Origin of the sequence: Algoriphagus faecimaris, from assembly GCF_900101705.1 — a bacterium.
Taxonomy (GTDB): domain Bacteria; phylum Bacteroidota; class Bacteroidia; order Cytophagales; family Cyclobacteriaceae; genus Algoriphagus; species Algoriphagus faecimaris.
The window spans coordinates 36,555-61,751 of sequence record NZ_FNAC01000010.1 but is presented as its reverse complement, the minus strand read 5'-3'; the positions used below and the strand labels follow the sequence as shown (position 1 = coordinate 61,751).

Here is a 25,197-nt window from a genome sequence, read left to right as displayed (position 1 = left end):
GGGAAGTAAAAACCTAGGCTTAGTCCTTGAGGCTACACCTATCTTTCCAAGCGATAGCCGAAGCTATTTTAGTTCAGGCTTTGGTTTTAAATATACCTTTCGCTAATCTCAGAAAGGAAGCTTTTCCAAGTCCACATTTCCTCCGGAAAGGATAATTCCGACCTTTTTGCCTGCAAACCGCTCCTTATTGGCAAGTAAAGCGGCCAAAGGCACGGCACAGGAGGGCTCGATGACGATTTTCATTCTTTCGTAGATCCATCTCATAGCTTCAATGATCTGATCATCATTAGCCAAAAGGATATCATCTACGTAACGTTGGATGAGTTCAAAATTTAATTTTCCCAAAGAAGTCAAAAGTCCATCTGCAATGGTGTTGGGATGAGTTTGGGGAATTAATTTACCCGCATGAAAAGAGCGATAAGCATCATCCGCACCTGAGGGTTCCCCTGCGATAATTTCGATCTCAGGGTCCCAATAATGTGCAAGCAAAGCTGTGCCGCCGAGAAGTCCTCCTCCTCCTACCGGGGCCATTAGTATTTCTAGATCCGGCTGATCTTCCAAAAATTCCAAGGCACAAGTAGCCTGTCCTTCTATCACATCGAGATGATCATAGGGTGGGATAAATGTAGCACCCGTTTCTTTTACAACCTTATTTAGAGTAGTCTCTCTAGCCTGTAGATTGGGTTCACATTCGATGATTTCGCCTCCATAACCTTTGACTGCTTTTTTCTTAATCAAAGGAGCATTGGAAGGCATCACAATATAGGCTGGAATCCCGGCTACTTTTGCAGCTCTTGCCAAAGCGGCGGCATGATTTCCACTACTGTGCGTCGCCACCCCTTTTTCTTTTTGATCATCACTGAGCTTCATGACGGCATTTGCTGCTCCTCTCGCCTTGAAAGCACCCACCTTTTGAAAATTTTCACATTTAAAATAAATCTCACATCCTGCCCATTGATTGATTGCTTCACTTTTTAAAATCGGTGTTCGGTGAGTAAAGGGCTTGATCCGAATTGAAGCAAAACGAATATCATTTAGGGAAGGAAATGTAACTTGATTCATAGCTGAAAATTAGCCATGAATCAGAAATTTCCATTCCTTACTTCAATATTTTTTTTCAGTCTTTTTACTACTGACAAAATCTATTTAATTCGGGAATGAATTGGAAAGAGATGGACTTTTTCCCAGTAATGGGAGAGAATTTGACCGTAGAGAATACACACAAGCTAGATTTTAGCCCAGCCAATAAATCCCTGGAAAAGATTGACCTGAATGATACAACTAGCTTTAATGAGTACGTTTTCGGTCAATTGAAGCTAGCGAGTAAAAAATACGGGTTTGGTGGCTATTTGGAGAAAAGGGCGATATACAGAAGGTCGGAGGTTTTTGCAACCAATGAATCTGACTTTAGAAATATTCATTTAGGAATAGATCTCTGGTGCGAAGCGGGAAGTCCTGTCTATTGCCCATGGGAAGGAAGAGTACATAGTTTTCAAGATAATTGTGGTTTTGGCAACTATGGACCCACGATTATCTTGGAGCATAATATAGAAGGAGAGAAATTATTCAGCCTCTATGGACATCTTTTTCGGTCGGATCTCGAAAACCTGACTCCTGGACAGGCTATTAAAAAGGGAGAGATCCTCTGTCATGTAGGCCCCTTTCCTGAGAATGGCGACTGGCCCCCCCATCTTCATTTTCAGCTAATGCGCGATTTACTGGGCAATAGTGGAGATTTTCCTGGGGTTGCCTCTGAACGGGATTTAGACAGTTTAAGTAAAATTTGCCCGGACCCTAACTTGATTTTACGATTTGGCCATCATTGATCGGTATTGATTTTGGTGATCAACCTCAGACCTTCGAGGGTAAGATTAGGATCTATCTCATCAAAATCCTGCTGCAAAGAAGTCAAAATTGCAGATAGTCCTCCGGTGGCAACGACTTTGAAATCTTGATTAACCTCCTCTCGGATGGTTTGCAACATCCCCTTTACCAATCCTGTATAGCCATAGAGCACACCCGCTTGAATAGCATGGATAGTGTCCTTCCCGATAGCAGAATCCGGAAGCCTCAAATCCACATCGGGAAGCTTTGAGGTATTCATAAAAAGTGCCTTAATTGCCGTCCTTAAGCCTGGAACAATATTTACCCCGAGTACTTGACCTTCCCCATCGACAACAGTAAAAGTCAATGCCGTCCCAAAATCTACCACAATCACTGGGGCCTTATATTTTGTCCATGCGGCCATTACATTGCATAGGAGATCTGTCCCTATTTCATCTGGCCGCTGAGTTTTGACAGAGAGCTTAGGATAGCTTTTGGGTGAAATGACATAAGGAAGTAAGCCAAAATAACTTTGGCAAAAATCAATCAGTATGGAATTGACCTCAGGAACTACCGAACTCAAACCAATGGCTGTAATGTCCTTGGGCGTCAAGGTATGTTCTAAAAAATAGACGGGTACTTTTTTCCCCAGTTGAGAAATTAACTTGGGAGTTTTCGTCTCAAGACGAAAATGATTGGTCCATTTGCCCGACTTTTCATCAAAAAGTGCAAATACAACATTTGAGTTACCAGCATCTATTGCTAAAAACATACTTTCTGGAGGTTTTGACTAATTTAGGCTTTCTGGAAAGGAAATTCCAAATAAACCTAATTTATCAACTCATGTATACCATCAGAGAAGGAAAAATAGAAGACCTCCCGAGAGTCCTCGAACTCATCAAAGAACTCGCTCTCTATGAAAACGCTCCTGAGCAGGTCAGCAACACAGTAGAGAAAATGGAAAAAGACGGATTCAGTAAGGATCCGGTCTTTGGGCTTTTTGTCTGTGTGAAAAAGGAAACCCAGGATATCATCGGTATCGCCATCTACTACTATCGCTACAGTACTTGGAAAGGAAAAAGGATGTACCTCGAGGATATCGTAGTCACCGAATCTGAAAGGGGAAATGGCGCAGGAAAATTACTTTTCGATCGAATAATGGAAAAATCACTGGAAGATGACTGTACCGGTATGATGTGGCAGGTTTTAGATTGGAATGAACCTGCTATTAACTTTTACAAAAAATATGGAGCTGAGCTGGAGGCCGGATGGCTCAATGCCCACTTGCAGGATTATGAAATCAAAAAACTTCTGAACTGAACCTTGTCACAATGAATTTGATTTTTCTTTAGTAAAAAAGGCTAGCCGGATTGATTACCGACTAGCCTTTTTTTCATTATCCTTTCAAGCTGTAATTGGGTGCCTCTCTTGTCACACTCACGTCATGTGGATGTGATTCTTTGACACCGGCAGCGGTAATTTTTACAAATTTCCCATTTTTCTGAAGATCTTCCACAGTCTTTGTTCCGCAATAGCCCATGCCTGCCTGAAGACCACCTACGAGTTGATACAAAACTTCGGCAACAAGACCCTTGTAAGGCACTCTACCCACAATCCCCTCTGGCACTAGTTTTTTGATATTGTCTTCAGCATCTTGAAAATAACGGTCCTTAGATCCTGATTCCATTGCTTCCAGAGAACCCATTCCGCGGTAAGATTTGAATTTTCTGCCTTCGAAAATGATCATTTCTCCCGGTGCCTCTTCGGTACCGGCTAAAAGTGACCCGATCATGATCGAGCTTGCTCCCGCAGCAACTGCCTTTACTAAGTCTCCTGAGTACCGAATTCCTCCATCTGCAATGACAGGAACATCCTTTCCTTTGAGTGCTTCTGCACACTCAAAAACTGCAGACAACTGTGGCACACCTACACCGGCAATGATTCTAGTCGTACAAATAGACCCAGGTCCTACTCCTACTTTGACAGCATCTGCTCCAGCCTCGGCTAGGGCTATGGCTGCTTCGGGTGTAGCAATATTTCCTACGATTACTTCCAATTCTGGAAAAGCTGTCTTGATCTTTTTACAAGTTTCTATCACGCCTCTAGAATGACCATGAGCGGTATCGATAGAAACTACATCCACTCCGGCATTTTTTAATGCTTCTACACGCTCTACTATGTCGGCAGTGACACCAACAGCGGCACCCACCCTAAGACGACCATACTCATCCTTACAGGCGTGAGGCTTATCTTTTCTCTTTAAAATATCCTTGTAGGTAATCAGCCCGGTTAGTTTGTTTTCATCGTCGACTATCGGAAGTTTTTCTATTTTATATTCCTGAAGAATCTCCTCGGCTTGCTCGAGTGAAACCCCTGCCTTAGCAGTAATCAGGTTGTCTATCGTCATGATTTCTTTGATAGGGCGACTTGGCTCTTTGATAAATCGAAGGTCTCGATTGGTGATGATTCCTTTCAATACCCGATTTTCGTCTACCACAGGAATACCGCCTATGTGGTACTCCCTCATGATATTTTCCGCATCCTTGACCTTGGCATCAATATGAAGCGTAATGGGATCCAAAATCATCCCTGCCTGCGAGCGCTTTACTTTACGAACTTGCGCAGCTTGCTTTTCTATAGACATATTCTTGTGAATAAATCCAAGCCCTCCCTCTAAAGCGATAGCAATAGCAAGCTCTGCTTCTGTGACAGTGTCCATCGCAGCAGAAACTAAAGGGATGTTTAGTCTGATTTTTTTGGTGAGTTGGGTCGAAGTATTGGTCTCTCGAGGGAGCACTTCAGAATAACCCGGAACAAGAAGCACGTCATCGTAGGTCAGTGCTTCAAAGAGGAACTTATCGGAGTTTCGATTCATAGCAAATATTGGTTATAGGTAACCCTATTTGCCCGTCAAAGTTACAAACAAAAACTAATGAAAAACTAGGAATCAGAAGAAATTCTATGGAAAAATGTCCAGTTTCTATACAAATTTAAAATATCCTTATGCCATTAACTCTGCGATCCATAAGTCCCTCTTTTAGAATCGATAAACGGACAGCAAAAAATCAGTCACTTATCGACCACCGGGCTTCCATTTTCATTTGCTTATTTTGAAAAAGCTCCTCCCTGTTTTCATCTAATAAAAGGGTTTGAAAACACTACCTATTAATTAAATCCAAGCCCTTTGATTTTTCAATAAGTGCCTTAGAAGAAAGGAATAATTACTTTTCGGGAAGTAAAATCAGATAACTTTTTCCACGAGGTATGCTTAGCTTTTTTTGGCGTAGCCAGGGGTTATAGAGCTTAAGTTCCTTGTAGGTATAGCCTCTGTCTTTTGTCCATTGGGCTAGGTCTTTTATATTTTCTTCTACTTGTATGGAACTCAATGGAGGATTTTGGTAAAGCTCAGTTTGATCAAGAGAAAAACCGTAGGCTTTTGGGTTTTCAAAAATCACCTTGAAGGCTAAAATTCTAAACAGGTAGCGGCTCGTTTCTTCATTGAGCAATAAATCATAGTAATTTTCCTGCAACTGCTCCCTTTGTCTTCTCGAAAAACCGCTTTGGCCCATGTTGTAGCTTGCCGCGACCGCTGTCCATGTTCCAAATTTCTCATAGGCCTTTTGCAAATATCGACTCGCAGAGACCGTAGACTTTTGCCAATGATAACGTTCATCCACATCATTACTCACCTCAAGCCCATATTCCTTGGCAGTTGCCGGCATAAATTGCCAAAAGCCCTTCGCTCCTGCAGGCGAGGAGGCATTGGTCAAGGCAGATTCTGCTATCGCTAAATATTTAAAATCATCGGGGATAGCATTGGCCTCTAAAATCTTGGACATCTCTTCCAGGTATTTTCCTGATCGCTTCATCAAGAGTATCATATTGGATTGCCAATAGGCATTGACGTAGATTTCTCTCTCCAAGCGCTCAAAAATTTCCCTATCCCCCAGAGGTACCGGTTCTCCGGCAAATTCTAGCTCTCGAGGAATTGGGAAAATCCGAACTGAATCCACACCATTTGTCCATTGGCCTGCTGGAACAGACGAAACATTGGCAAGCTCCGGATTACTTACCATTTGGGACTTCCATAGCAAAAGAGATAAGACCAATGCCAACAAAGATAGCCCGTACAAGACAAAGAGGTGAATACGATTCATTAGAAGTTTGGACTGAGGAGGTATTTACTGTAAAAATCGTCAATAACCTGAACCGCTTCGGTGGCGTCCTCCACTACGGAGAATAGGTCCAGATCCTCTTCGTTGATGTATTTGTGCGAAAGGAGGGTCTTTTTTATCCAATCCACCAATCCTGCCCAGTAATCTTTTCCTACCAAAACGATCGGGAAGCGCCCAATTTTATTGGTTTGGATAAGAGTCAAGGCCTCAAACAGCTCATCCATCGTACCAAATCCCCCAGGCAATACCACAAAGCCTTGGGAGTATCGCACAAACATTACCTTACGGACAAAAAAGTAATCAAAAGTGATCAATTTATCCCGATCTATGTAGATGTTATTGAATTGTTCAAAGGGCAAGACGATATTCAAGCCCACGGATTTTCCCCCTTCTGAGTGAGCACCTTTATTTCCTGCCTCCATGATACCGGGGCCACCACCTGTAATGACTCCGTAGCCATGCCGGACCAGTTTGGCAGCTATTTCTTCGGCAGTCTTATAGTGTTTATGATCTCTAGGTGTCCGAGCCGACCCAAAAACAGAAACGCAGGGACCGATTTTGGCTAGCTTCTCAAAACCCTCCACAAATTCTGACATTACCTTAAAAATCGCCCAAGAATCCGCACTCTTGATTTCGTTCCAGTCTCGCTCCTTAAATGCTTTTCTTATTTTTTCTTCCTGTTGTTTGTCTTCAGATATACTCATGGGTTCATGTTTTTATTTTAACAAAAACGAATCAAAAATTAATTCGTCCATTTTATTGAACAGCGCTTCTATTAAACCTATTTTAACGTATTGATTTTCAGCAGAAAAAAATCTACGTCTATTCGAATCTTAGATCAGTTCATCACGTACTTTTGTACACCAGTTGACATAATTAATGAATCTGATCGAAAAATCTCAGGCTGTACTCAAATTATTTGAAGAGCTCGAGCAGGAGAATAAGGAATATAAGGCGCAGGGAGGGATGACATGTGTATCAGGTTGTGGAAAATGCTGTGCAAGTCCCAAAGTATCGGCTTCTCCTTTGGAATTTTTACCACTAGCTTTCGACTTTTATTCTAAAGGGATAGCGGAAGCAAAGCTACAACTATTAGAAGAGCAATCCCAAGAGGAATCCTGTCTTTTGTTTAGGAAAACATCCGAAGATGGCTCTAAGGGATATTGTACTAATTACGCCTACAGAGGGATGATTTGTAGGCTTTTTGGGAGTGCTGCCCGAAGAAATAAAAGCGGAAGAAAAGAATTGATAACATGCAAAATTCTAAAGGAAGAAAAGAATGCAGAGTTTCTGGAACTTGATAAAAACATCAATGCGGATTTGGCCATTCCTATGGCTACAAATTACTATAGCCAACTAAATGACTTGGACCAGTATCTATCGGCTTCCTACCCCATAAATGAAGCAATCCAAAGAGCAATCGAGGTGGTTTTACGCTTTAAATATTACGAAGAAGAAGAACAGAGCACCCAAGTTTGATTTTTTTGCTCCTTGCTTTTAAAGTATATTCGAACTCTATTCATCTATCAACTGTTTTTTGAATATGTTAAATGTCAGTGAAATCGTTCAGACAGTCAAAAGCCTTATTGAGACTAGGGTTAACCTAGTCAAGACTGAGATTCAAAATGAAATCATGGGTATCATCAGTCGGGTGATCCTCTTAGTTGCTATGGCAGTTTTGGTTCTTTTAGTCTTTTTATTCTTAAGCCTTTCCTTAGCCTTCTATCTCAGTAGTTTCTTACAGTCTCCATTTATGGGCTTTTTGATTGTAAGTTTAATCTATCTGTTGATTCTGCTACTGCTTTACTATGGCCGATACAATGCAGGTGTGCAGCGAAACGTACAAAACGGAATAAAGAGTTTTATTTTTGATAAAATCAAAGGCAATGACTCAGATGAAAAATGAACTAGAAAGTCAAGCTGAGGAGCTTGAGCAAACACTTCAAAAGCAGTTAGAGCTTTTTAAGAAAGATTCCGAAGAGTGGTTGAAAGTGGGAGGAGCAGTACTTGCTGGAGGACTTTTGGCTTTTGCGATTGTCAAAGCCAGCAAACGAAAAAAAGAGAATCGTACGCAGCAGGCTTTAGAAGTTTTAGAAAGAGAGGGACTACTAGATAATGACCTTCGAAAAAAAATCACCAAACCAAAAAAGTCTTCTTTCTGGCCAAGTATGAGTCAGCGCTTATTGATTTTAGGATTAACTTTGGCGAAAGAAAAATTTTTCAAAGACCTTCTGAACCCAGACGATCATGAAAAAAATGCCAAGCAAGGTCTCTAAAGCACTCAATAAACTTGTAAAAACACAAAAAAAGGGGATTGCTTGGCTAATAGATCCTGACAAAATCAACTCCGATAATTGGAATAAAATCGCCGAATTAGGAAATCATAAAAATCTGCCGGATTTTATCTTTTTGGGTGGTAGCACCTACACCGGCATAGATCTCAATCCTCTTGTCCATAAGATCAAAACGCTTTGTCCCACTGTTCCCATTGTATTATTTCCCGGATCGAGATTTCAACTTGCAGATGAGGCAGATGCTTTGTTATTTATGTCCTTGATTTCAGGTCGAAATCCCGAATTCCTCATAGAGCAGCAGGTAGAAGTAGCAGAAAGAATCTCTCAATCTAGTCTAGAAATATTACCTACAGGCTATTTACTAGTCAATGATGGGGAAATCCTCAGCGTCCATCAGCAAAGTCAAACACTTCCGCTATTAAATACAGAAAAACAAAAAATCCTTCAAACTGCCCTAGCAGGAAAGCTTTTGGGAATGAGGTATATTTTTATCGATGCAGGAAGTGGGGCGAGTTCGCCTGTGTCATCAGAAATAATCGAATTGGTCAAAAAAAGAATGGATCAAACTCCACTTTTGATAGGAGGAGGGCTAGATAGTTTAGAAAAAATAGACAAAACCTTTTCTGCAGGTGCAGATTTGGCCATCATAGGCAATGCGGCAGAAAAAAACCCCGACTTTTTAGTCGAGGCTATTGCTTTCAAAAACTGGCTCAATCAGCGCCTGTTTATCAATTAGGATTGATTAGAGACTCTCTCCTTCTCATTTTCCCGGCAGGCACACCATACATCATCTTAAATCTTCTACAGAAATAAGCCGTGTCCTTATATCCTACTTCTTTACCTATATCCCGAATGGACTTTTTACTAGTACGTAGTAGCTCAATCGCGGCTTCCATCCGCTGATACTCGATATAGTCTTGGGGATTGATCCCTGTGAGCATTTTGAAATATTGCCCCACATAGTCCTCAGATACGTTGGCTATTTTTGCTAATACTTTATTGGATAGATCACCGCTAAGATTCGTCTTGATAAATTTAAAGAGCTCAATCAAACGAGGATCTTTGAAGTAGGTGACATTGGTAGAGATTTCTTCTACAAAGAGTCTATTCTTCAAAATATGCCTCAATAACTCGATCACAAGCAACTCAGTGAGTGCACGAAGAGAGCGCTCTTTACCGACGGAACTGACCTCTTGCTCTTTCATCAAGTCTTCAATAAGCATCGCCAATCGATCATTGAATCGGATAATAAAGGGAGGAATATCCAAAGAATTAAAGAAATTAACCACATCAAAAACCTTGGATTCAAAACTCACCACGGAGATGCAATCGTCCTCTGAATTCTTAATATCTCTAAAGCTGATGGACTGCAGGTATTTTCTTTTATTATCTCGAAAAGCCTCCATGTCCAATTCACCTAGCTTAGGACTACTGCCAAAGGTGACTGAAGTTTTTCTCTCTCCTGGTAAAAACAAGATTTCACCCTCGTTAAGGACTTCCTGCTCATCACCAAATTTAAGGCTGCCGTGATGTAAAAGGATCAACATATTGTCAAATTCCTTGTGGTCCACGACGGTCACAGGCTTTTCGATTTGATAGTTAAATCCCCGTAAGAACCGAATATTTACCGATTCAATTACCTTGTTGTAATATTCCATTAAATTTTTGGATAAATCTGAATTACCAAAAATATGACTTTTCCAATTTTATCACAGCAAAAAAGTAAAATAAATTGAATAAAAGTTAAAAAGGGCATAATTTCTTGTAATTATGCCCAATGGAATTGATTATTTCTATCTAAGAATGCTTCTAGATATCACTATTTTTTGAATTTCGGAGGTTCCCTCATAAATCTGAGTGATTTTAGCATCCCTCATCAATCGCTCCACATGGTATTCTTTGACGTAGCCATAGCCACCGTGGATTTGCACTGCTTCTATGGTGACGTTCATCGCCACTTCAGAGGCATATAGTTTGGCCATCGCCGAAGCATGAGCATAGTCTTCTCCTTGGTCCTTCAAAACTGCCGCTTTGTAGACTAAGAGCCGGGCAGCTTCGATTTGGGTAGCCATATCAGCTAATTTAAACTGAATCGCCTGATGCTGACTGATTGGCTTTCCAAAAGCCTTCCGTTCTTTAGAATAGGCAAGAGAAAATTCATAAGCCCCGGCAGCAATTCCTAGGGCTTGAGCAGCAATACCAATTCGACCACCATTTAAGGTTTCCATAGCAAAGTTAAATCCAAATCCTTCTTCTCCAATTCGGTTTTCGACTGGTACTTTTACATCAGTAAACATCAGAGAATGTGTATCTGAACCCCGGATTCCCATTTTATCTTCTTTCTTTCCGATGACAAAACCGTCCCAGCCTTTTTCCACAATGAAAGCAGAAATTCCTTTATGCCCTTTGCTATGGTCAGTCTGTGCTATCACCAAATATACTGAAGCCGAAGAGCCGTTTGTAATCCAGTTTTTTGTGCCATTCAGAATGTAATGATCTCCATCCAGTACCGCCTCTGTCCGCTGAGAGGTCGCATCTGAACCAGCCTCAGGCTCTGAAAGGCAAAAAGCCCCCAAAATCTCACCGGAGGCTAAAGGCTTTAAATATTTCTCTTTTTGTGCTTCTGTGCCATATTTCTCCAGACCCCAGCAGACCAAAGAGTTATTAACTGACATGGCGACAGAGGCAGAAGCATCTATTTTCGAGAGCTCCTCCATGGCAATGACATATGAAAGTGTGTCCATTCCCCCACCATGGTAGGAAGGATCTACCATCATACCTAAAAATCCGAGTTCTCCCATCTTTTTCACCTGCTCAGCTGGGAATCTAGCTTCAGAATCACGATCAATCACACCAGGGAGTAGCTCCATTTGCGCAAATTCTCTGGCCGCTTCCTGTACTGCCAAGTGTTCTTCAGTCAATTGAAAATTCATCATCTCTGTTCGGGTTTATCTTTCTGGAGGGAAATTTATAGTAAAAAAAGAAAAGGGGCAAAATGTTGCCCCTTTCAGAATTTTATTTTGATTTGAATCAATCTCGATTCCCAAAGAAAATAAAAATGTAATATGCCAGGGTAGCAAGTGATGCAAGCGCAGCAACTACATAAGTCATAGCAGCCCATTTTAAGGCGTCCTTGGCCATGGCATATTCTGGTTTGGTCACAATATTTCTAGTTTGTACCCAAGCCAAAGCCCGATTTGATGCATCAAATTCTACTGGTAAAGTCACCAAGGTAAATAGAGTCATTACAGAATAAGAGCCCACTACGATATATCCAATTAGAGGGACAGGAAGTCCTAAAGCAAATCCTCCAAAAAGTGATGCGATGAGCACCACATTTAAAATCTTACCAGAAATATTTTGAATAGGCACTAAGGTAGACCGCATATTAAGCCAAGCATAATTTCTTGCATGCTGGACTGCGTGTCCGCATTCGTGAGCCGCCACAGCTGCTGCAGCTGCGTTTCTTCCATAATAAACATCTGGGCTGAGGTTTACAGTCCTATTCATAGGATTGTAATGATCCGTAAGCTGACCCTCTACCGAGAGGACCTGTACATCCTGTATATTATGGTCGGCCAGCATTAATTTGGCGATTTCAGCACCTGAAAGATTCGCCTCAAGAGAAGTCTGCGAATACTTTTTAAACTTACTCTTCAATCGACTACTTACTACGAAGCCGAGAATAGCGAAGACTATTACTATTAAAATGATCATATTATTTCTGTTTGCAGGATTGAATACGAAGTTAAGGTTTGACAGGTTTTATCCAAGCTGGTTTTTTCATCATAACTATCCAACTGACAAGACCTGCCACAAGAATCATCAGGACCTGCGTACCATGTATGATGGCCGCAAAGATTTTGCCGTCGGACTCTGCTATTCCAAACTGTATCAAAATAAAGGCCACGAGTGCATGAAAGGTTCCGATTCCCCCTTGCACAGGTGCCACCATGCCAATACTTCCCATTACCATCACCAAGAGTACCTCTCCAGGAGACAAATTGGCAGTACTTTCTATCCCCAATGAAACAGTATACATGGTCAAAAAATAAATTATCCAAATCATTACCGAACTCAGCCAAAAGCCCATTGGATTCTGCAACTGAGAGATTCGCTTGATTCCTCCTAGCAGTTCACGAAAAAACTGCTGTAGCTTTTGAATAAAGCTATGCTGTCTAAACTGTCTTAAAAGAAGCCACATGAACAGGACAAAAACTAAAAAGCCCAGAAAAATTAATGGCAAGTTTTCCAATAGTTTATCCAGAAGCAGGTCTACATTTAACAACTGTCCAGCTAGATCAATAAATAATCTTTGCTCCACTAAAAAAGCCAAAAGTATCGTCCCCAGTAGGAACAACAAATCAATGGAGCGCTCTAAAAGCACTGTTCCTAGCAGATGCCCCATGGAAACACCGTTGGTACGTGAGAGAACCCCACATCGAGCCACCTCTCCCGCCCTAGGCAATAAGAGGTTAGCTAGATAGCCCACCATCACTGCATGATAAGCTTCACCGGCGCTTACCTTTTTTCCCTCATCCGATTTGATCAATAAAGCCCATCTCCAGCCTCTAAGCCAAAAACCAACCAAGGAAACTACTAAAGAAAGTCCAATCCAAAACCAATTACTTGACTGGATCTGTCTGATCAGCTCCTCTAGGGCTATATCTTTATATAGAAACCAAAAAATACCCCCTGCCAAAGCCAGAGAAATACTGATTTGTATGACTTGCTTTAGCCTAGGATTCATGATTTATAAGAGTTGGTTATGATCATCCGGGAAAATTACCACAGGCTTGAAGCGCTTGGCCTCTTCCTGTTCCATTCCCGCATAGGAGATGATAATAACAATATCTCCTACGGCCACCTTTCGAGCAGCTGGACCATTGAGACAAATCTGACCACTTCCCCGCTCCCCTTTAATTACATAGGTCTCGAGCCGCTCTCCATTATTAATGTTAACAATTTGAACTTTCTCATTTTCGATCAGATGCGCGGCATCCATCAAGTCTTCGTCTATGGTAATCGAACCCACGTAGTGAAGCTCCGCCTGAGTGACTTTCACCCGGTGGATTTTAGACTTCATGATTTGAATTTGCATTGGCTTAGTTTTTCAGGCTGCAAAATTAAGAATTAATTGGGATGTTGTCGATTAATCGGATATCCTCTAAATAAGCAGCCACGCAAATAGAAGTTTTCTTTTCGGGTAGGTAATCCTCCAAAATTTCGAAAGTATCGCTTTCGACTAGAGAAAAGTATTCCAATTCCACTTCCTCATTTTTCTGGAAAATCAGTTCAGCACCCTCTTTCACCTTTTCCCATGCATATCTTTGGAGTAGTAGCGCTTTGGCTTCTTGCAGACTTTGGTACAAAATCAATGCACTTTTACGCTGAGTGGGATTGAGGCGTCGATTTCTAGAAGACATCGCTAGGCCGTCGACTTCCCTTCGCGTCGGAACGATTTGAAGACTCAGAGGAAAGGACATATCCTCTACCAATCTTCTTATGACCGCAACCTGCTGCAAATCTTTCTGTCCAAAAAAGGCATAGTCAGGCTGGATCATGTGAAAAAGTTTAGCTACTACTATGCCCACGCCGTTAAAATGTCCCGGCCTAAATGCTCCTTCTAATACCTGCTCCAGGGAACCAAAATTGAGTTGAAGCTTGGTTGGACTCGGGTACATGGTCTCCACAGTAGGCACAAAAACAGCATCCACACCAGCAGCTTTAAGCAGATCTAGGTCTTCTGCTAGACTTTGGGGATATTTTTGAAAATCCGCAGAATTGTTAAACTGAGTGGGATTGACAAAGATGGAAACTATGGTAAAATCGCATTTTTCTATAGATTGATGTACCAAGTCCAAATGGCCCTGATGTAGGGCTCCCATCGTAGGGACTAAACCGATTGATTTTTGCGATTGGAGAAGCTGAAGGCGCATCTGCCTCCACTGAGCGGGAGTAGGGATTACTTGCACAGATATGGGGATACTTTTGGGTAAATAGAGGCAAAACTAGATTAATATCCAGAATAACAAGGCATTTCAGGGTTTTTTTATTATCTTTGTGCCGTTGTTTATCACTTTACATTAAAAATCAATAGCATGTCTAAATTACGTATCCTCTACGTTGCCAGTGAAATCAACCCTTTTCTACAAACTTCCGAAGTCGCCAATTTCTTAAGATCACTCCCTCAAGCTATGCAAGAGCGTGGTATGGAAATCCGTATTTTGGTGCCTCGGTTTGGCCTGATCAACGAGCGAAAAAACAGACTGCATGAAGTGGTTCGACTGTCTGGAATTAATATTGCCGTGGGTGAAGAAGAAAAGCCATTGGTTATCAAAGTGGCGTCAATACCTAACGCTAAGCTTCAAGTCTATTTTATCGACAATGAAGATTACTTCCAGCGCAAGAGTGTATTTCACGACAAGCAGCAGAAGTTTTATGAGGATAATGACGAGAGAGCGATTTTCTTTTGTAAAGGAGTGATAGAAACCGTCAAAAAATTGGGTTGGGCTCCAGACATTGTCCATTGTAACGATTGGATGACTTCTTTGATTCCAATGTACCTGAAGACTACCTACAAGAACGAACCTCTTTTTAAAGACACAAAATCAGTGTTTGCTATCTATAACAATGGATTTACCCATACATTTGGGGATGATTTGTTAAACAAGGTTAAGATGGTGGACATAGATGACGCAATTTTAGCACCTTTGAAAAGCAAAGACTTCGAAGGCTTTATCAGAATGGGTATGGAATATGCCGATTTGGTAGTGAAGGGCAGCGAAGTTTCTAAAGAATTAAACCAACTAATTGAGGATTTCTCTAAAGACAAGAAATTTGACATCAGCATTGAAGAAGAGGAGCAGGCACACGAAGATCTTTACGGCATTTACACAAATCTCGCCGGTTAAGCAGGCCCTTGCGGCCATACTATCCATATTTCTTATTTCATCTTGTTCAGATCCCGCTAATGTGGGGATTGAATTGGCACCGGGCAACAACCAAGTGGGGGTTAACTTCGCCGAATTCAATCTACCTGCTGAGGTGATCTTATTGGATTCCTTTAATACGACCAATCAGCGACTGCTTATCGTGGGAGAAGAGGAAGATGATTTTTTTGGAAAAACATCAGCAACAGGATACTCAAGGATGTACATTAATAGTAATGATGATCGTCCTCGATCCGAAGCAATTTTGGATTCTATGTTCTTTACCCTAGATGTGGTTAGCGTCAATGGAGTGAATTTGGATGATCCCAAATACTATTCCGTGCACAGACTGGCAGAGCCTATCTTGGATACGATCTATTACAACTTCAATACCTTAATTTACGAAGAGGAGCCAATTGCCTTTGAGGAAATTATCTTTGGAGAGACAAAAGATACCACACTCAATCTGCAAGTAGACGAGGTTTTTTCTGAAGAAATCTTCGGAAAAATGAAGCGTGGTCCCGAGTTGGAAAACATTTTTAATTTCCGTGACTATTTCCCTGGAGTGGCCATAAAAGCACGTGAAGGTGATAATACCACTGTGGGAATCAACTTAGGTATTAATACCGCCTTGGTAGCTTATTTCCACTACGATGGGGACACTGTGGCAGAAAACTATCGTATAAGCACTCTATCTTCACGAAGCTTCAATGGAGTTCAAAATGATAGAACGGGCACTCCTACCCAGATCGTATCTGAGCGTGGTCAAAACTACGATGTGGGGGATATAGTAGGTGCCAAAGCTAATCTCGGCATGGTCATTAAACTGGACACAAGTCCAATTAGTGAATTTTTAGATTCACTCTCGGGCATAGTCTTTAATCAGGTGACTTTCGAATTAGAGGAAATAGAAGAATATCCTGAAACCCAAAACCCCTTATTCTCTGGCTATCTTTTATTTACTGACGAAGAAAACAACTTTATTTACAAAGGAGAGGAAATTTCCCCTTTAACTGTACAGAGGACAGGTCAGCCTCAAGTAGAGGAAGATGAAAACGGCAATCTATCGCCCTTAAATAGAGCTCCTGCCCAACTTGTCTTTAATGAGACTACAGACAGCTATGTCACGGATCTCACCTCCCATATCAATGCCCTTTTCAGAGAGCAACTGAACCTGAGGGATTGGATATTTTATGGGGGTATTTATTCTAAGAGATCGACGCTTGAGGATGACTTTAAAAGATCTCTTAGACAAATGAAGATCAATAAAAACAATATAAAAGTGAAAGCCATCTATTCTACGATGCGCTAAAATTCACTTTATTAAAAGATATCCGAATCCACTTTCAAATTTTAAGAAAGTGGATTCTTTTTTTTGGCATGAAAGCTGTTTATTTGTGGAAGTTCTATTTATCTAAAAGAATTTTTCAATATGTGTGGAATCGTAGCTTACGTAGGGCAGCAAGAAGCGCTGCCAATTATTATCAAAGGTCTCCGAAGATTAGAATACAGAGGATATGACTCTGCCGGGGTAGCACTTCTGGATGGAAAAGGCCTGAGCATTTACAAAAAGAAAGGAAAGGTTTCAGAATTAGAAACGCATTTAGCTTCCTGCGGAGATATACAATCCAAAATAGGAATTGGGCATACCCGATGGGCTACTCATGGTGAACCAAATGACACCAATGCCCATCCTCATTATTCTTCTTCAGAAAAGTTGGCCATGATTCATAACGGAATCATCGAAAACTATGAGGTACTGAAAAAAGACCTTATCCAGAAAGGTTATACCTTCCAGTCCGATACGGATACTGAAGTTTTTATCAAATTCATTGAGGATATTCAACTGCATAATAAATGCTCTCTTGAAGAAGCCTTACGATTGGCTCTTCATAAAGTAGTGGGTGCCTATGCGATTGTTTTGATTAATAAAGAAGAACCTGACACCCTAATTGCAGCAAGAAAGGGTTCTCCCTTGGTAATTGGCGTAGGTGAAGACGAATACTTTTTGGCTTCAGACGCTACTCCGATTATTGAATACACCAATAAGGTGGTCTACTTGGATGATTACGAAATTGCTGTGATAAGAGACAATAGACTCCAGGTGAAAACCATTGAAAATGTAGAAACTAACCCCTACATCAATAAGCTTGATATGGAGCTTGAGGCTATTGAAAAGGGAGGTTTTGAACATTTTATGCTCAAAGAAATTTATGAGCAACCCAAGTCAATCGCAGACTGTCTACGTGGTAGATTAGATGCCAAGTCAGGAAGGCTGGTTTTGGGAGGGCTTCGTGATTACATGAACAAGTTTCAGAATGCAGAGCGGATCATTATCACTGCTTGTGGTACTTCTTGGCATGCGGGACTGGTGGCCGAATATCTCTTTGAAGAATTTGCCAGAGTTCCGGTAGAAGTAGAGTATGCCTCCGAATTTAGATATAGAAATCCCGTGATCAGTGACAAAGATTTTGTCATTGCTATTTCACAGTCAGGAGAAACTGCTGATACACTAGCAGCAATCGAACTTGCCAAATCAAAAGGAGCTACCATCTTCGGTGTTTGTAATGTAGTAGGTTCTTCAATCCCCAGAGCGACGCATGCAGGGTCTTACACGCATGCAGGCCCGGAAATTGGAGTAGCTTCTACCAAGGCATTTACCGCTCAAATTTCCGTTTTAGCTATGATGGCTTTAAAACTAGGCTATCAGAGAGGTACTTTACCCGAAAGCAAGTATATACAGCTCCTACATGAGTTAGAGTCTATCCCCGCAAAAGTTGAAAAGGCGCTTGAAAGCAATGAACTGATCAAGTACATCGCTGAAGAATATAAAGATGTCAGAAATGCGCTTTACCTAGGCCGCGGTTACAATTTCCCAGTAGCCTTGGAAGGTGCGTTGAAGCTAAAAGAAATATCCTATATTCACGCCGAAGGCTATCCCGCAGCTGAAATGAAACATGGGCCTATCGCATTAATAGATGAAGAAATGCCAGTTATTTTCATTGCGACTCAAGATAGTTCTTATGAAAAGGTAGTCAGCAACATTCAGGAAGTAAAAGCTAGAAAAGGAAAAATAATTGCAGTAGTAACTGAAGGCGATACCCAGGTTCGTAATATGGCGGATCACGTGATCGAGATTCCGGAAACACACGAAGCTTTCGCGCCATTAGTTGCTGTAGTTCCTTTGCAACTACTTTCTTATCACATCGCTGTACTCAGAGGGTGTAATGTAGACCAACCCAGAAATTTGGCGAAATCGGTAACAGTGGAATAATTAAATTAAAAAGGCCTCTAAGCGAGGCCTTAATTTTTTTCACTACATGCTCCTTGGGTAAAGGAAAGCACCCCTGCATTTTGTGCATAGCAGTCATTGGAATAGGTATTTCCATCACAGCCACATACGGGTGCAAAGATATCATAACATGCCCCATAATCATTGATTTTAGATTGATCGATACAATCATGTGGCTTTTGCTCCTCCTGACATTGGAAAAATAATAGAGAAACAAACACTAGTGAAATCATTTTTTTCCCTTTCATACTCTTCTAATTCTGTAATGTAAACGAAAAAACCACCTTTATCGCTACAAATCAATAACTTCTAAACTTTTCACATTAAAAAAAGCATGAATAAGCCAGAGCCCTATTCACTGCAAATTAATCCTTACTTTTGCAAAGCGAAAGAAGAACTATGCTGGACAAATTACAAGCACTAAAAGACAGATTTGAAGAAGTAGGTCAACTCATCATTCAACCCGACTCGATGACTGACATGAGTAAGTATGCCAAGCTCACCAAAGAGTACAAAGACTTGGAAAAAGTAGTGGACGCCTACGACGAGTATAAACTGATCTTAGAGAATCTAGATAGCGCTAAAGAAATCCTGGAAAAAGAAAAAGATCAAGACTTCCGAGAAATGGCAAAGCTCGAACTGGAAGACCTTCGCAAGCGGAAAAGTGAGTTAGAGGAAGGGCTGAAGCAACTTTTAATTCCTAAGGATCCCAATGACTCCAAAGATTGTATCCTAGAAATCAGAGGTGGGGCTGGAGGAGATGAAGCCGCAATCTTTGCTGGAGACCTTTTCCGAATGTATGAGCGATTCTGCGAATTGAAAGGCTGGAAACTCACCGTATTAGACTTGACCTTTGGGTCGGCAGGAGGGTACAAAGAAATCATAGCTACCGTCTCGGGCGCGGATGTCTATGGCATGCTCAAGTATGAATCAGGTGTACACAGGGTACAGCGTGTTCCGGCCACAGAATCTCAAGGACGAGTACATACCTCCGCGGCTTCGGTGGCAGTACTCCCAGAAATGGATGAAGTGGAAGTTCATCTAGACATGAACGATATCCGAAAAGACACCTATTGCTCCTCAGGTCCAGGAGGTCAATCGGTAAATACTACCTACTCTGCGGTACGATTGACTCACAATCCTACAGGACTTGTCGTGACCTGCCAGGATGAAAAATCACAGATCAAAAACTTCGAAAAAGCACTGAAAGTACTTCGATCAAGGCTCTATGAAATTGAGCTGGCCAAACACAATGAATCAGTAGGTGCACAAAGGAAATCCATGGTAGGAAGTGGCGATAGGTCTGATAAAATCAGGACATACAACTATCCCCAATCCCGTGTAACAGATCATCGAATCAATAAGACCGTCTACAACCTTCCCGATGTGATGGACGGAAATATCGAGGAATTCATTTCAAGCCTTCGCTTGGCAGAAAATCTCGAAAAAATGAAAACTTCAGGCTTAGAGGATTAAAATCCCTTTCACATAAATTTTTCGGCATCATTGGTGTTTATAGATGAAGCCTGTTATCTTGAATCATTAATCTTTAACCCTTTATGATCATTGCCGGAGAAAGATCTATTAATCTCGTCACTTGGAATGAAGCTCACTTCCATCAGCTCTATCCTTTAGCAAATAATCCCAAAATAGCTATGAACCTAAGGGATAGCTATCCTCAGCCTTATACCATCCATGATGCTAGGCATTGGATTGAGCACAATCAGAAATTTAACCCACCACAAAATTTTGCTATCGAACTAGATGGTAAACTTGCAGGTGCAATAGGCTCTGAACGAGGGAAAGATGAACTTAGGACTAATATGGAAATTGGATTTTGGGTAGGAGAGCCCTATTGGGGGAAGGGAATCGCAACTGAAGCAGTGCAGCTTTTTACCAATTACCTATTTGAGAAATTTGATGTCCAGCGGATTTTTGCTCAAATCTATGACTTCAATGTAGAATCCATGAATGTTTTAGAAAAGGCTGGGTACGTCCCAGAAGCCATCTTAAAAAAGGCATTTGTTAAGCGAGGAGTAGTAGGTGATTTATTTCAATATGTGAAAATTAGAGGCGAGGAGTAACCCTCGCCCGTATTATACCTGATCTAAAGCCTGCTTAATATCCCAAATTAGATCTTCATAGTGCTCTACACCTATTGACAGGCGAATCAGTTTTTCGGAAATCCTCAATAGGTCCCTATCCTCTTCACTCACGTCACTATGGGTCATCGTTGCAGGATGCTCAGCCAGAGATTCTGTGCCTCCTAAAGATACGGCCAACTTAAAAAGCTTTAAACTGTCTAAGAAAGCAAAGGCTTCTTGCTCTCCGCCTTTGATATCGAAGGAAACCATGGCCCCGGGACTGCTCAGCTGTCTACGATATATCGTGTATTGGGAATCACTTTCTTTCAAATGTCCCAAGTAATACACTTTTTCCACTTTTGGGTGGGCTAGTAGAAAATCTGCTACTTCTTTAGCATTTGACGCCTGCTGAGTCATTCGGACTTTTAGAGTCTCCAGACTTCTCATCAATAACCATCCTGTCCATGGTCCGGCCATATTTCCCAAGAATGTCCTAAGCGTTCTGACTCTTTTCATCAATTCAGTACTTCCCAACACTGCTCCTGCAATCAAATCAGAATGCCCTCCAATGTATTTGGTAGCGGAATATATCACTAAATCTGAACCCTGTTTGAGCGGATGCTGCCATAAAGGCCCCATATAAGTATTGTCCACCGCTACATAAACTTTTGCATCCTCTTTACTTAGCCGGTCAGCCACTCTTCTACACAGGAAAAGATCAAAAAGAGCATTCGTAGGGTTGGCAGGAGTCTCTACATAAATTAATTTGATAGATAAACCCGCTACCTTTCTTAGTATTTCTTCTTCTGAATCATCACTGGTAAAACCGACTCCTTTAATCCCATACTGTGGCAATACCTTATTGATAAAGTGGTCTGTACCACCGTAAACTGGCATACTATAAAGTAAAGCATCACCAGGCCTCAAAAACTCTAAGAGTACAGTAGATATGGCAGACATCCCACTTTCAAATACTGCGCATTCATCGGCACCGTCCCAAAGGGACAGCCGCTCTTCGAGAATTTGCAGATCCGGATTGTTCAATCGGGAGTAAATCAAGCCGGGTTGCTCTCCTGGCGTTTTCTCTCGCTTTCCATAGGCCAATTCAAAAAAATCTTTTCCCTCTTTGGCGCTCTTGAACACAAAGGTTGAGGTTTGGAAAATGGGACATTTGATCGCGCCTTCAGATAGCTCTGGCTTGTAGCCGTAGGACATCATAAGGCTCTCAGGGTACATGGACTTCATAGTTTATTGGGTTTATACTTCATTCAAAAGAGCAGAAAATCTGCGATTTTTCAATAAATAAGAGCCTATAAAAAATTTTGTAGTAGAGCCTAATTCAGAGTACTATTTTCAAATAGTTAATTAAAGCACTCTGATTATCCTCAATCCTACTACTTGCCGGATTTTATATGGTTTCACCTCGACTTCGCTCGGTGACCGTTGGTTTTTTATGTTGGAGAGGGGAGAAAAATGAGGTGAAGCCCCATTTTTCTCCCCTCCCATCAATGACTCCAAACCCGGAGGCCGAGCGAAGTCGAGGCCATTTTGATCTACTGGTATCATAGCGGATACATATAAATTTTTATATACCCCAAATATTATTTTGTTTTGAATTCAATTTATTGCTCTTGAAATTCTAATAATTTTAAAAACTGATTTAAGCGAAAAGACTACTCAACAATCACTTTTCTGGTCACTACGCTATTTCGTCCCTTTAGTCTTAAGAATAAAACCCCACGAGGTAGGTCTTGAAAAATCAATAAATTTTGAGATGAACCGATAGAGCCTTTTGTTATTGACTGCCCTGTTTGATTGATGATTTCAACAGAGTTCCACGCCGAGAGACTTTCGGACTCAAGATACAATACCCCACTACTTGGATTAGGATATATCATCAATTCAAACCTCTCATTTGGTTCAATTCCTGTGATCAAACTTACTTGAACAGAAAGGGAACTTACTGGACTAAAACCGCAAGCATTTTGAGAGCGAACTTCAATTTGATAATCCCCTTCTTGTTCCCAAGCTACTCTGATAGAAGCTGTTCCTTGACCTTCAATAATTTTGGCTCCATCTCCAACTACTGCCCATACATAGCTGGATTCATTCACTTCTGACACAGTATAGACCTCCTCTCCAGGAGCTACCAATATTCCTCCATTGATTTCTCCTGGGAATAGTGCTTGAGACTTAACCAAAATCGGTTTACTCACTTCTTCACCCTCACCACAAGTATTCGAGGGCTTCATTTTTAGTTCTTGGCTTCCTTCTTCGCTCCAGCGAACCAAAATCGAAGAAGTGCCCTGGCCATTGATGATTTCGCCACCTGTGGCAGTCCACTCGTAATTCACCCCGTTGAGTCCCGGAAGTGAATAAGAAAAGTCTTCTTCAAGACAGACGGAGCCTTCTCCGACAATTTGGTTGGTGATAATTGGTATTTGATCCACCAACACTTCCATAAATGAGGTTTCACCGCTTCCACAGAAATTTCTACGGCTAACAAATACTCCATTTCTACCTGGGTTAGTCCATTCTATCTCCACCTGATTAGTTCCCTGGCCTGATACGATTTTACCTCCATCTACCCTCCATACCAGTTGTGCCCCTTCGATGACAGGATCCAAAATAGAATAGGTTTCAACATTTAAACAAGAGAATCCCGCCCCGGTTATGGCACTTAAACTTCCCTCAGGAGGGATACAGGAATAGCTTAAGAAAGTACCGTCATCTCCTACAGTATAGGCTACCAATGGATTTGCAGCACTGATGGAGTTCAAATCTCTGCTTGTCCCTGAAGGAATAATCAACCAAGTTTCCCCGCCATCGCCGGTCTGCATGGTCAATCCATTTTTCCCAGCTATAAAGCCCACATTGCTGTCAAAAAAATCAACATCAAGCAGGTCCTCGTTCGTTTCTACTTCAATCTCTTTCCAAGTGAGTGCTTTGTCCGAAGTCTTGAAGATTTTGCCTCCATCACCTACAACAATGGCATTTTCCTCATCCAATTTGGCCAGCGCATTGAAGTTTTCTTCCGCCAAAGACGGCAATGTAGTCCAGGTCGCCCCTCCGTTTGAATAAGATATTTGTCCATTTTCCCCCACGGCTATGCCAAACTGGAAATCAAAAAACATAATCTCTTTGAGGTCATTTTCCGTATCAGATTGGATTTGTGTATTCCAGTTTCCTCCTGAATTGAATGAGCTGATTACCCTACCCTCATTTCCTGAAGCATAAAGCACGGAGGTTGCAAATAAATAAAAACCATTGGTCGCTTCAGGTATATTAGGGCTCAAATCTAACCAAGAAGAACCTGCATTGGTAGTTCGGAAAATTTTGCCTGCCGTAGTGGACACGTAGCCAAAACTTCCATTCCAAAAACTCATTCCTGATATCTCCTCCGCTTGGGGCAAAGGCCTGCTGATAATGCTAAGTCCTGCATTGGAAGTGACAAAAAATGAACCGCCTTTCCCCCCTAGTAATCCGTAGCGATCTGTCTTAAAATCGGTTTCTGTAAAATCAGTTCTCACACCCGCCATCCGCTGAGAATAGGAAGCTCCTGCATTGGTCGAGGATATCATATACCCGTCTTGACCTACGGCATAAACCATATTACTAGCAGGGACATAAAAGAGTTCTTTGAGATTTCTGGTATTGGTCGCTCCTAGATTTGCCTTCCCAAAACTTACGCCTGAGTTGATCGATCGCAAGGCCGTGGCCCCATCGCCAATCACGGTCACTATTCTACTATCCAACGGGCTTATGGCCACCTTTTGTAAGTCTGTCGCCACTCCAGAAGTCAATGTGGACCAACTTTCCCCACCATCTATTGTTTTGATGATTAATCCTTCATCTCCTACCAAATAACCAATTAAGGGAGATGAAAAGGCCACCCCATTCAAATCAATGGCTGTTGGTAAGGTAATCTCCTGATAGGTCAATCCCTGATCTGCTGATCTTAATAGTGTCCCTCCATCTCCTGCCAGAAATAACGTATCCGAATTATATCTAAAAACATCATTGATGGTGTGGTTTTTACCCGAATTTCGGGCCTGCCAAGTCTCTCCATTATCTTGGCTTCGGAAAATTGCCCCATTAGCTCCCGCCGCCATCCAAGTGGATTCAGAAACAGGGCTCACCTTAAAAAGGTCCAAACCAGAGGAAATAAGGATTGATCTCCATGTTTGGCCCGAGTTTTCTGTCTTTAAGGCAAGACCGTTTTCACCCACAGCTATCCCCGTATTTTCATCTACAAAGGCGATTGAAGTCACTTTTCCTTCAAATTGAAAAGGTAACTCCTGCCAGGTTTGAGCCCGGTTTTGAGTTTTTATCAAAAGATTCTCTCCTCCGGCAAAAGCCACTGAATCATTTATCCAGTATACCGTCTCCAAATCGAGACCCCAACCCTGAAGGCGAGTCCATGTCTGACTTATGGTATATCCTGAGGACGCCAGATAAAATGCGAAAAATAAAAAGAAGATTCTTTTCATCGAAAACCCTATGATTAAAACAAAAATAAGTTATTTAATCTCTTCTCAAAGCTCAGACCGAAATTGAAGACATATATATGAGCAAATCTTTTAAATTCCGTGTAAA

25 protein-coding genes are annotated in these 25,197 nt (G+C 41.5%); 11 read left to right on the top strand and 14 right to left on the bottom strand.

What is annotated here, in order from left to right; all coding sequences use genetic code 11:
• Positions 1 to 108 precede the first annotated feature (108 nt).
• Complete coding sequence (locus BLQ57_RS07060; protein ID WP_087938651.1) at positions 109 to 1,062, bottom strand: pyridoxal-phosphate dependent enzyme; 954 nt, start codon at positions 1,060 to 1,062, stop codon at positions 109 to 111.
• A gap of 95 nt (positions 1,063 to 1,157) precedes the next feature.
• On the opposite strand from BLQ57_RS07060, the gene BLQ57_RS07055 reads away from it, so the two are divergent.
• Positions 1,158 to 1,826, top strand: a complete 669-nt coding sequence (locus BLQ57_RS07055; protein ID WP_087938652.1) for a peptidoglycan DD-metalloendopeptidase family protein — start codon at positions 1,158 to 1,160, stop codon at positions 1,824 to 1,826.
• Here the strand turns inward: BLQ57_RS07055 and BLQ57_RS07050 are convergent.
• The gene (locus BLQ57_RS07050) at positions 1,820 to 2,596 is read right to left on the bottom strand and encodes a type III pantothenate kinase (RefSeq protein WP_087938653.1); all 777 of its coding nucleotides are present in this window, start codon (positions 2,594 to 2,596) and stop codon (positions 1,820 to 1,822) included. The genes BLQ57_RS07055 and BLQ57_RS07050 overlap by 7 nt on opposite strands.
• Positions 2,597 to 2,667: 71 nt before the next feature.
• Between BLQ57_RS07050 and BLQ57_RS07045 the strand changes: the two genes are divergently transcribed.
• The gene (locus tag BLQ57_RS07045) at positions 2,668 to 3,144 is read left to right on the top strand and encodes a GNAT family N-acetyltransferase (RefSeq protein ID WP_087938654.1); all 477 of its coding nucleotides are present in this window, start codon (positions 2,668 to 2,670) and stop codon (positions 3,142 to 3,144) included.
• A gap of 76 nt (positions 3,145 to 3,220) precedes the next feature.
• Here BLQ57_RS07045 and guaB read toward each other — a convergent pair whose 3' ends face one another.
• From guaB to BLQ57_RS07030, 3 genes are all read right to left on the bottom strand, one after another.
• Positions 3,221 to 4,699, bottom strand: coding sequence for an IMP dehydrogenase (gene guaB / locus BLQ57_RS07040; protein ID WP_087938655.1), 1,479 nt, complete (start codon positions 4,697 to 4,699; stop codon positions 3,221 to 3,223).
• A gap of 346 nt (positions 4,700 to 5,045) precedes the next feature.
• Positions 5,046 to 5,981 carry a lytic transglycosylase domain-containing protein gene (locus BLQ57_RS07035; RefSeq protein ID WP_087938656.1) on the bottom strand — a complete coding sequence of 312 codons (936 nt, stop codon included), beginning with the start codon at positions 5,979 to 5,981 and terminating at the stop codon, positions 5,046 to 5,048.
• Positions 5,981 to 6,703, bottom strand: coding sequence for an LOG family protein (locus BLQ57_RS07030; RefSeq protein ID WP_087938657.1), 723 nt, complete (start codon positions 6,701 to 6,703; stop codon positions 5,981 to 5,983). The genes BLQ57_RS07035 and BLQ57_RS07030 overlap by 1 nt, the downstream gene beginning before the upstream one ends.
• Before the next feature lie 175 nt (positions 6,704 to 6,878).
• Between BLQ57_RS07030 and BLQ57_RS07025 the strand changes: the two genes are divergently transcribed.
• The 4 genes from BLQ57_RS07025 to BLQ57_RS07010 all read left to right on the top strand — a co-directional run bounded on the left by BLQ57_RS07025 (position 6,879) and on the right by BLQ57_RS07010 (position 9,029).
• The gene (locus BLQ57_RS07025) at positions 6,879 to 7,478 is read left to right on the top strand and encodes a YkgJ family cysteine cluster protein (RefSeq protein WP_087938658.1); all 600 of its coding nucleotides are present in this window, start codon (positions 6,879 to 6,881) and stop codon (positions 7,476 to 7,478) included.
• A 64-nt stretch (positions 7,479 to 7,542) separates the two neighbouring features.
• Positions 7,543 to 7,905 (top strand): phage holin family protein, encoded by a 363-nt coding sequence (locus BLQ57_RS07020; protein ID WP_087938659.1) that lies wholly within the window; start codon positions 7,543 to 7,545, stop codon positions 7,903 to 7,905.
• On the top strand, positions 7,886 to 8,275 hold the full coding sequence (locus BLQ57_RS07015; RefSeq protein WP_139162685.1) for a hypothetical protein: 390 nt from the start codon (positions 7,886 to 7,888) through the stop codon (positions 8,273 to 8,275). The genes BLQ57_RS07020 and BLQ57_RS07015 overlap by 20 nt, the downstream gene beginning before the upstream one ends.
• Positions 8,247 to 9,029 carry a geranylgeranylglyceryl/heptaprenylglyceryl phosphate synthase gene (locus BLQ57_RS07010; RefSeq protein ID WP_240507763.1) on the top strand — a complete coding sequence of 261 codons (783 nt, stop codon included), beginning with the start codon at positions 8,247 to 8,249 and terminating at the stop codon, positions 9,027 to 9,029. Before BLQ57_RS07015 ends, BLQ57_RS07010 begins: the two co-directional genes overlap by 29 nt.
• Here BLQ57_RS07010 and BLQ57_RS07005 read toward each other — a convergent pair.
• The 6 genes from BLQ57_RS07005 to panC all read right to left on the bottom strand — a co-directional run bounded on the left by BLQ57_RS07005 (position 9,022) and on the right by panC (position 14,268).
• Positions 9,022 to 9,951, bottom strand: coding sequence for an AraC family transcriptional regulator (locus tag BLQ57_RS07005; RefSeq protein WP_087938661.1), 930 nt, complete (start codon positions 9,949 to 9,951; stop codon positions 9,022 to 9,024). The genes BLQ57_RS07010 and BLQ57_RS07005 overlap by 8 nt on opposite strands.
• A 135-nt stretch (positions 9,952 to 10,086) precedes the next feature.
• Complete coding sequence (locus BLQ57_RS07000) at positions 10,087 to 11,226, bottom strand: acyl-CoA dehydrogenase (protein WP_087938662.1); 1,140 nt, start codon at positions 11,224 to 11,226, stop codon at positions 10,087 to 10,089.
• A gap of 97 nt (positions 11,227 to 11,323) precedes the next feature.
• The gene (locus tag BLQ57_RS06995) at positions 11,324 to 12,010 is read right to left on the bottom strand and encodes a zinc metallopeptidase (RefSeq protein WP_087938663.1); all 687 of its coding nucleotides are present in this window, start codon (positions 12,008 to 12,010) and stop codon (positions 11,324 to 11,326) included.
• A 31-nt stretch (positions 12,011 to 12,041) separates the two neighbouring features.
• The gene (locus BLQ57_RS06990; protein ID WP_087938664.1) at positions 12,042 to 13,043 is read right to left on the bottom strand and encodes a lysylphosphatidylglycerol synthase transmembrane domain-containing protein; all 1,002 of its coding nucleotides are present in this window, start codon (positions 13,041 to 13,043) and stop codon (positions 12,042 to 12,044) included.
• Between the two features lie 3 nt (positions 13,044 to 13,046).
• On the bottom strand, positions 13,047 to 13,394 hold the full coding sequence (gene panD / locus BLQ57_RS06985; protein ID WP_087938665.1) for an aspartate 1-decarboxylase: 348 nt from the start codon (positions 13,392 to 13,394) through the stop codon (positions 13,047 to 13,049).
• 25 nt (positions 13,395 to 13,419) lie between these two features.
• Entirely contained in the window at positions 13,420 to 14,268 is an 849-nt protein-coding gene (gene panC / locus BLQ57_RS06980; protein WP_087938666.1) for a pantoate--beta-alanine ligase, read from the bottom strand.
• A gap of 126 nt (positions 14,269 to 14,394) precedes the next feature.
• On the opposite strand from panC, the gene BLQ57_RS06975 reads away from it, so the two are divergent.
• From BLQ57_RS06975 to glmS, 3 genes are all read left to right on the top strand, one after another.
• On the top strand, positions 14,395 to 15,207 hold the full coding sequence (locus BLQ57_RS06975; RefSeq protein WP_087938667.1) for a glycogen/starch synthase: 813 nt from the start codon (positions 14,395 to 14,397) through the stop codon (positions 15,205 to 15,207).
• 61 nt (positions 15,208 to 15,268) lie between these two features.
• Positions 15,269 to 16,537, top strand: a complete 1,269-nt coding sequence (locus BLQ57_RS06970; RefSeq protein ID WP_169712724.1) for a DUF4270 family protein — start codon at positions 15,269 to 15,271, stop codon at positions 16,535 to 16,537.
• Positions 16,538 to 16,657: 120 nt separating this feature from the next.
• A complete protein-coding gene (gene glmS / locus BLQ57_RS06965) occupies positions 16,658 to 18,499 on the top strand; it encodes a glutamine--fructose-6-phosphate transaminase (isomerizing) (RefSeq protein WP_087938669.1) in 1,842 nt (613 codons plus the stop codon).
• Positions 18,500 to 18,528: 29 nt separating this feature from the next.
• On the opposite strand, the gene BLQ57_RS06960 is transcribed toward glmS, so the two are convergent.
• The gene (locus tag BLQ57_RS06960; RefSeq protein WP_087938670.1) at positions 18,529 to 18,765 is read right to left on the bottom strand and encodes a Kazal-type serine protease inhibitor family protein; all 237 of its coding nucleotides are present in this window, start codon (positions 18,763 to 18,765) and stop codon (positions 18,529 to 18,531) included.
• Positions 18,766 to 18,916: 151 nt separating this feature from the next.
• On the opposite strand from BLQ57_RS06960, the gene prfA reads away from it, so the two are divergent.
• Entirely contained in the window at positions 18,917 to 19,993 is a 1,077-nt protein-coding gene (prfA, locus tag BLQ57_RS06955) for a peptide chain release factor 1 (RefSeq protein WP_087938671.1), read from the top strand.
• 83 nt (positions 19,994 to 20,076) lie between these two features.
• Positions 20,077 to 20,601 carry a GNAT family N-acetyltransferase gene (locus BLQ57_RS06950; protein WP_087938672.1) on the top strand — a complete coding sequence of 175 codons (525 nt, stop codon included), beginning with the start codon at positions 20,077 to 20,079 and terminating at the stop codon, positions 20,599 to 20,601.
• A gap of 12 nt (positions 20,602 to 20,613) precedes the next feature.
• On the opposite strand, the gene BLQ57_RS06945 is transcribed toward BLQ57_RS06950, so the two are convergent.
• Both BLQ57_RS06945 and BLQ57_RS06935 read right to left on the bottom strand, forming a co-directional pair.
• On the bottom strand, positions 20,614 to 21,846 hold the full coding sequence (locus tag BLQ57_RS06945; RefSeq protein WP_087938673.1) for a cystathionine gamma-synthase family protein: 1,233 nt from the start codon (positions 21,844 to 21,846) through the stop codon (positions 20,614 to 20,616).
• A 428-nt stretch (positions 21,847 to 22,274) separates the two neighbouring features.
• Positions 22,275 to 25,091 carry a YCF48-related protein gene (locus BLQ57_RS06935; RefSeq protein WP_087938675.1) on the bottom strand — a complete coding sequence of 939 codons (2,817 nt, stop codon included), beginning with the start codon at positions 25,089 to 25,091 and terminating at the stop codon, positions 22,275 to 22,277.
• Positions 25,092 to 25,197: the final 106 nt, after the last annotated feature.

Bases quoted from the DNA above. Each gene is read 5' to 3' on its own strand.
- BLQ57_RS07035 (WP_087938656.1), bottom strand. From the start codon at position 5,981: ATGAATCGTATTCACCTCTTTGTCTTGTACGGGCTATCTTTGTTGGCA.
- BLQ57_RS06945 (WP_087938673.1), bottom strand. From the start codon at position 21,846: ATGAAGTCCATGTACCCTGAGAGCCTTATGATGTCCTACGGCTACAAG.
- BLQ57_RS07050 (WP_087938653.1), bottom strand. From the start codon at position 2,596: ATGTTTTTAGCAATAGATGCTGGTAACTCAAATGTTGTATTTGCACTT.
- BLQ57_RS07030 (WP_087938657.1), bottom strand. From the start codon at position 6,703: ATGAGTATATCTGAAGACAAACAACAGGAAGAAAAAATAAGAAAAGCA.
- BLQ57_RS07045 (WP_087938654.1), top strand. From the start codon at position 2,668: ATGTATACCATCAGAGAAGGAAAAATAGAAGACCTCCCGAGAGTCCTC.
- BLQ57_RS06935 (WP_087938675.1), bottom strand. From the start codon at position 25,091: ATGAAAAGAATCTTCTTTTTATTTTTCGCATTTTATCTGGCGTCCTCA.
- guaB (WP_087938655.1), bottom strand. From the start codon at position 4,699: ATGAATCGAAACTCCGATAAGTTCCTCTTTGAAGCACTGACCTACGAT.
- BLQ57_RS07005 (WP_087938661.1), bottom strand. From the start codon at position 9,951: ATGGAATATTACAACAAGGTAATTGAATCGGTAAATATTCGGTTCTTA.
- BLQ57_RS07015 (WP_139162685.1), top strand. From the start codon at position 7,886: ATGACTCAGATGAAAAATGAACTAGAAAGTCAAGCTGAGGAGCTTGAG.
- BLQ57_RS07055 (WP_087938652.1), top strand. From the start codon at position 1,158: ATGAATTGGAAAGAGATGGACTTTTTCCCAGTAATGGGAGAGAATTTG.
- BLQ57_RS06960 (WP_087938670.1), bottom strand. From the start codon at position 18,765: ATGAAAGGGAAAAAAATGATTTCACTAGTGTTTGTTTCTCTATTATTT.
- BLQ57_RS07060 (WP_087938651.1), bottom strand. From the start codon at position 1,062: ATGAATCAAGTTACATTTCCTTCCCTAAATGATATTCGTTTTGCTTCA.
- panD (WP_087938665.1), bottom strand. From the start codon at position 13,394: ATGCAAATTCAAATCATGAAGTCTAAAATCCACCGGGTGAAAGTCACT.
- BLQ57_RS06995 (WP_087938663.1), bottom strand. From the start codon at position 12,010: ATGATCATTTTAATAGTAATAGTCTTCGCTATTCTCGGCTTCGTAGTA.
- BLQ57_RS07025 (WP_087938658.1), top strand. From the start codon at position 6,879: ATGAATCTGATCGAAAAATCTCAGGCTGTACTCAAATTATTTGAAGAG.
- glmS (WP_087938669.1), top strand. From the start codon at position 16,658: ATGTGTGGAATCGTAGCTTACGTAGGGCAGCAAGAAGCGCTGCCAATT.
- BLQ57_RS07010 (WP_240507763.1), top strand. From the start codon at position 8,247: ATGAAAAAAATGCCAAGCAAGGTCTCTAAAGCACTCAATAAACTTGTA.
- BLQ57_RS07000 (WP_087938662.1), bottom strand. From the start codon at position 11,226: ATGAATTTTCAATTGACTGAAGAACACTTGGCAGTACAGGAAGCGGCC.
- BLQ57_RS07020 (WP_087938659.1), top strand. From the start codon at position 7,543: ATGTTAAATGTCAGTGAAATCGTTCAGACAGTCAAAAGCCTTATTGAG.
- BLQ57_RS06975 (WP_087938667.1), top strand. From the start codon at position 14,395: ATGTCTAAATTACGTATCCTCTACGTTGCCAGTGAAATCAACCCTTTT.
- BLQ57_RS06950 (WP_087938672.1), top strand. From the start codon at position 20,077: ATGATCATTGCCGGAGAAAGATCTATTAATCTCGTCACTTGGAATGAA.
- BLQ57_RS06990 (WP_087938664.1), bottom strand. From the start codon at position 13,043: ATGAATCCTAGGCTAAAGCAAGTCATACAAATCAGTATTTCTCTGGCT.
- prfA (WP_087938671.1), top strand. From the start codon at position 18,917: ATGCTGGACAAATTACAAGCACTAAAAGACAGATTTGAAGAAGTAGGT.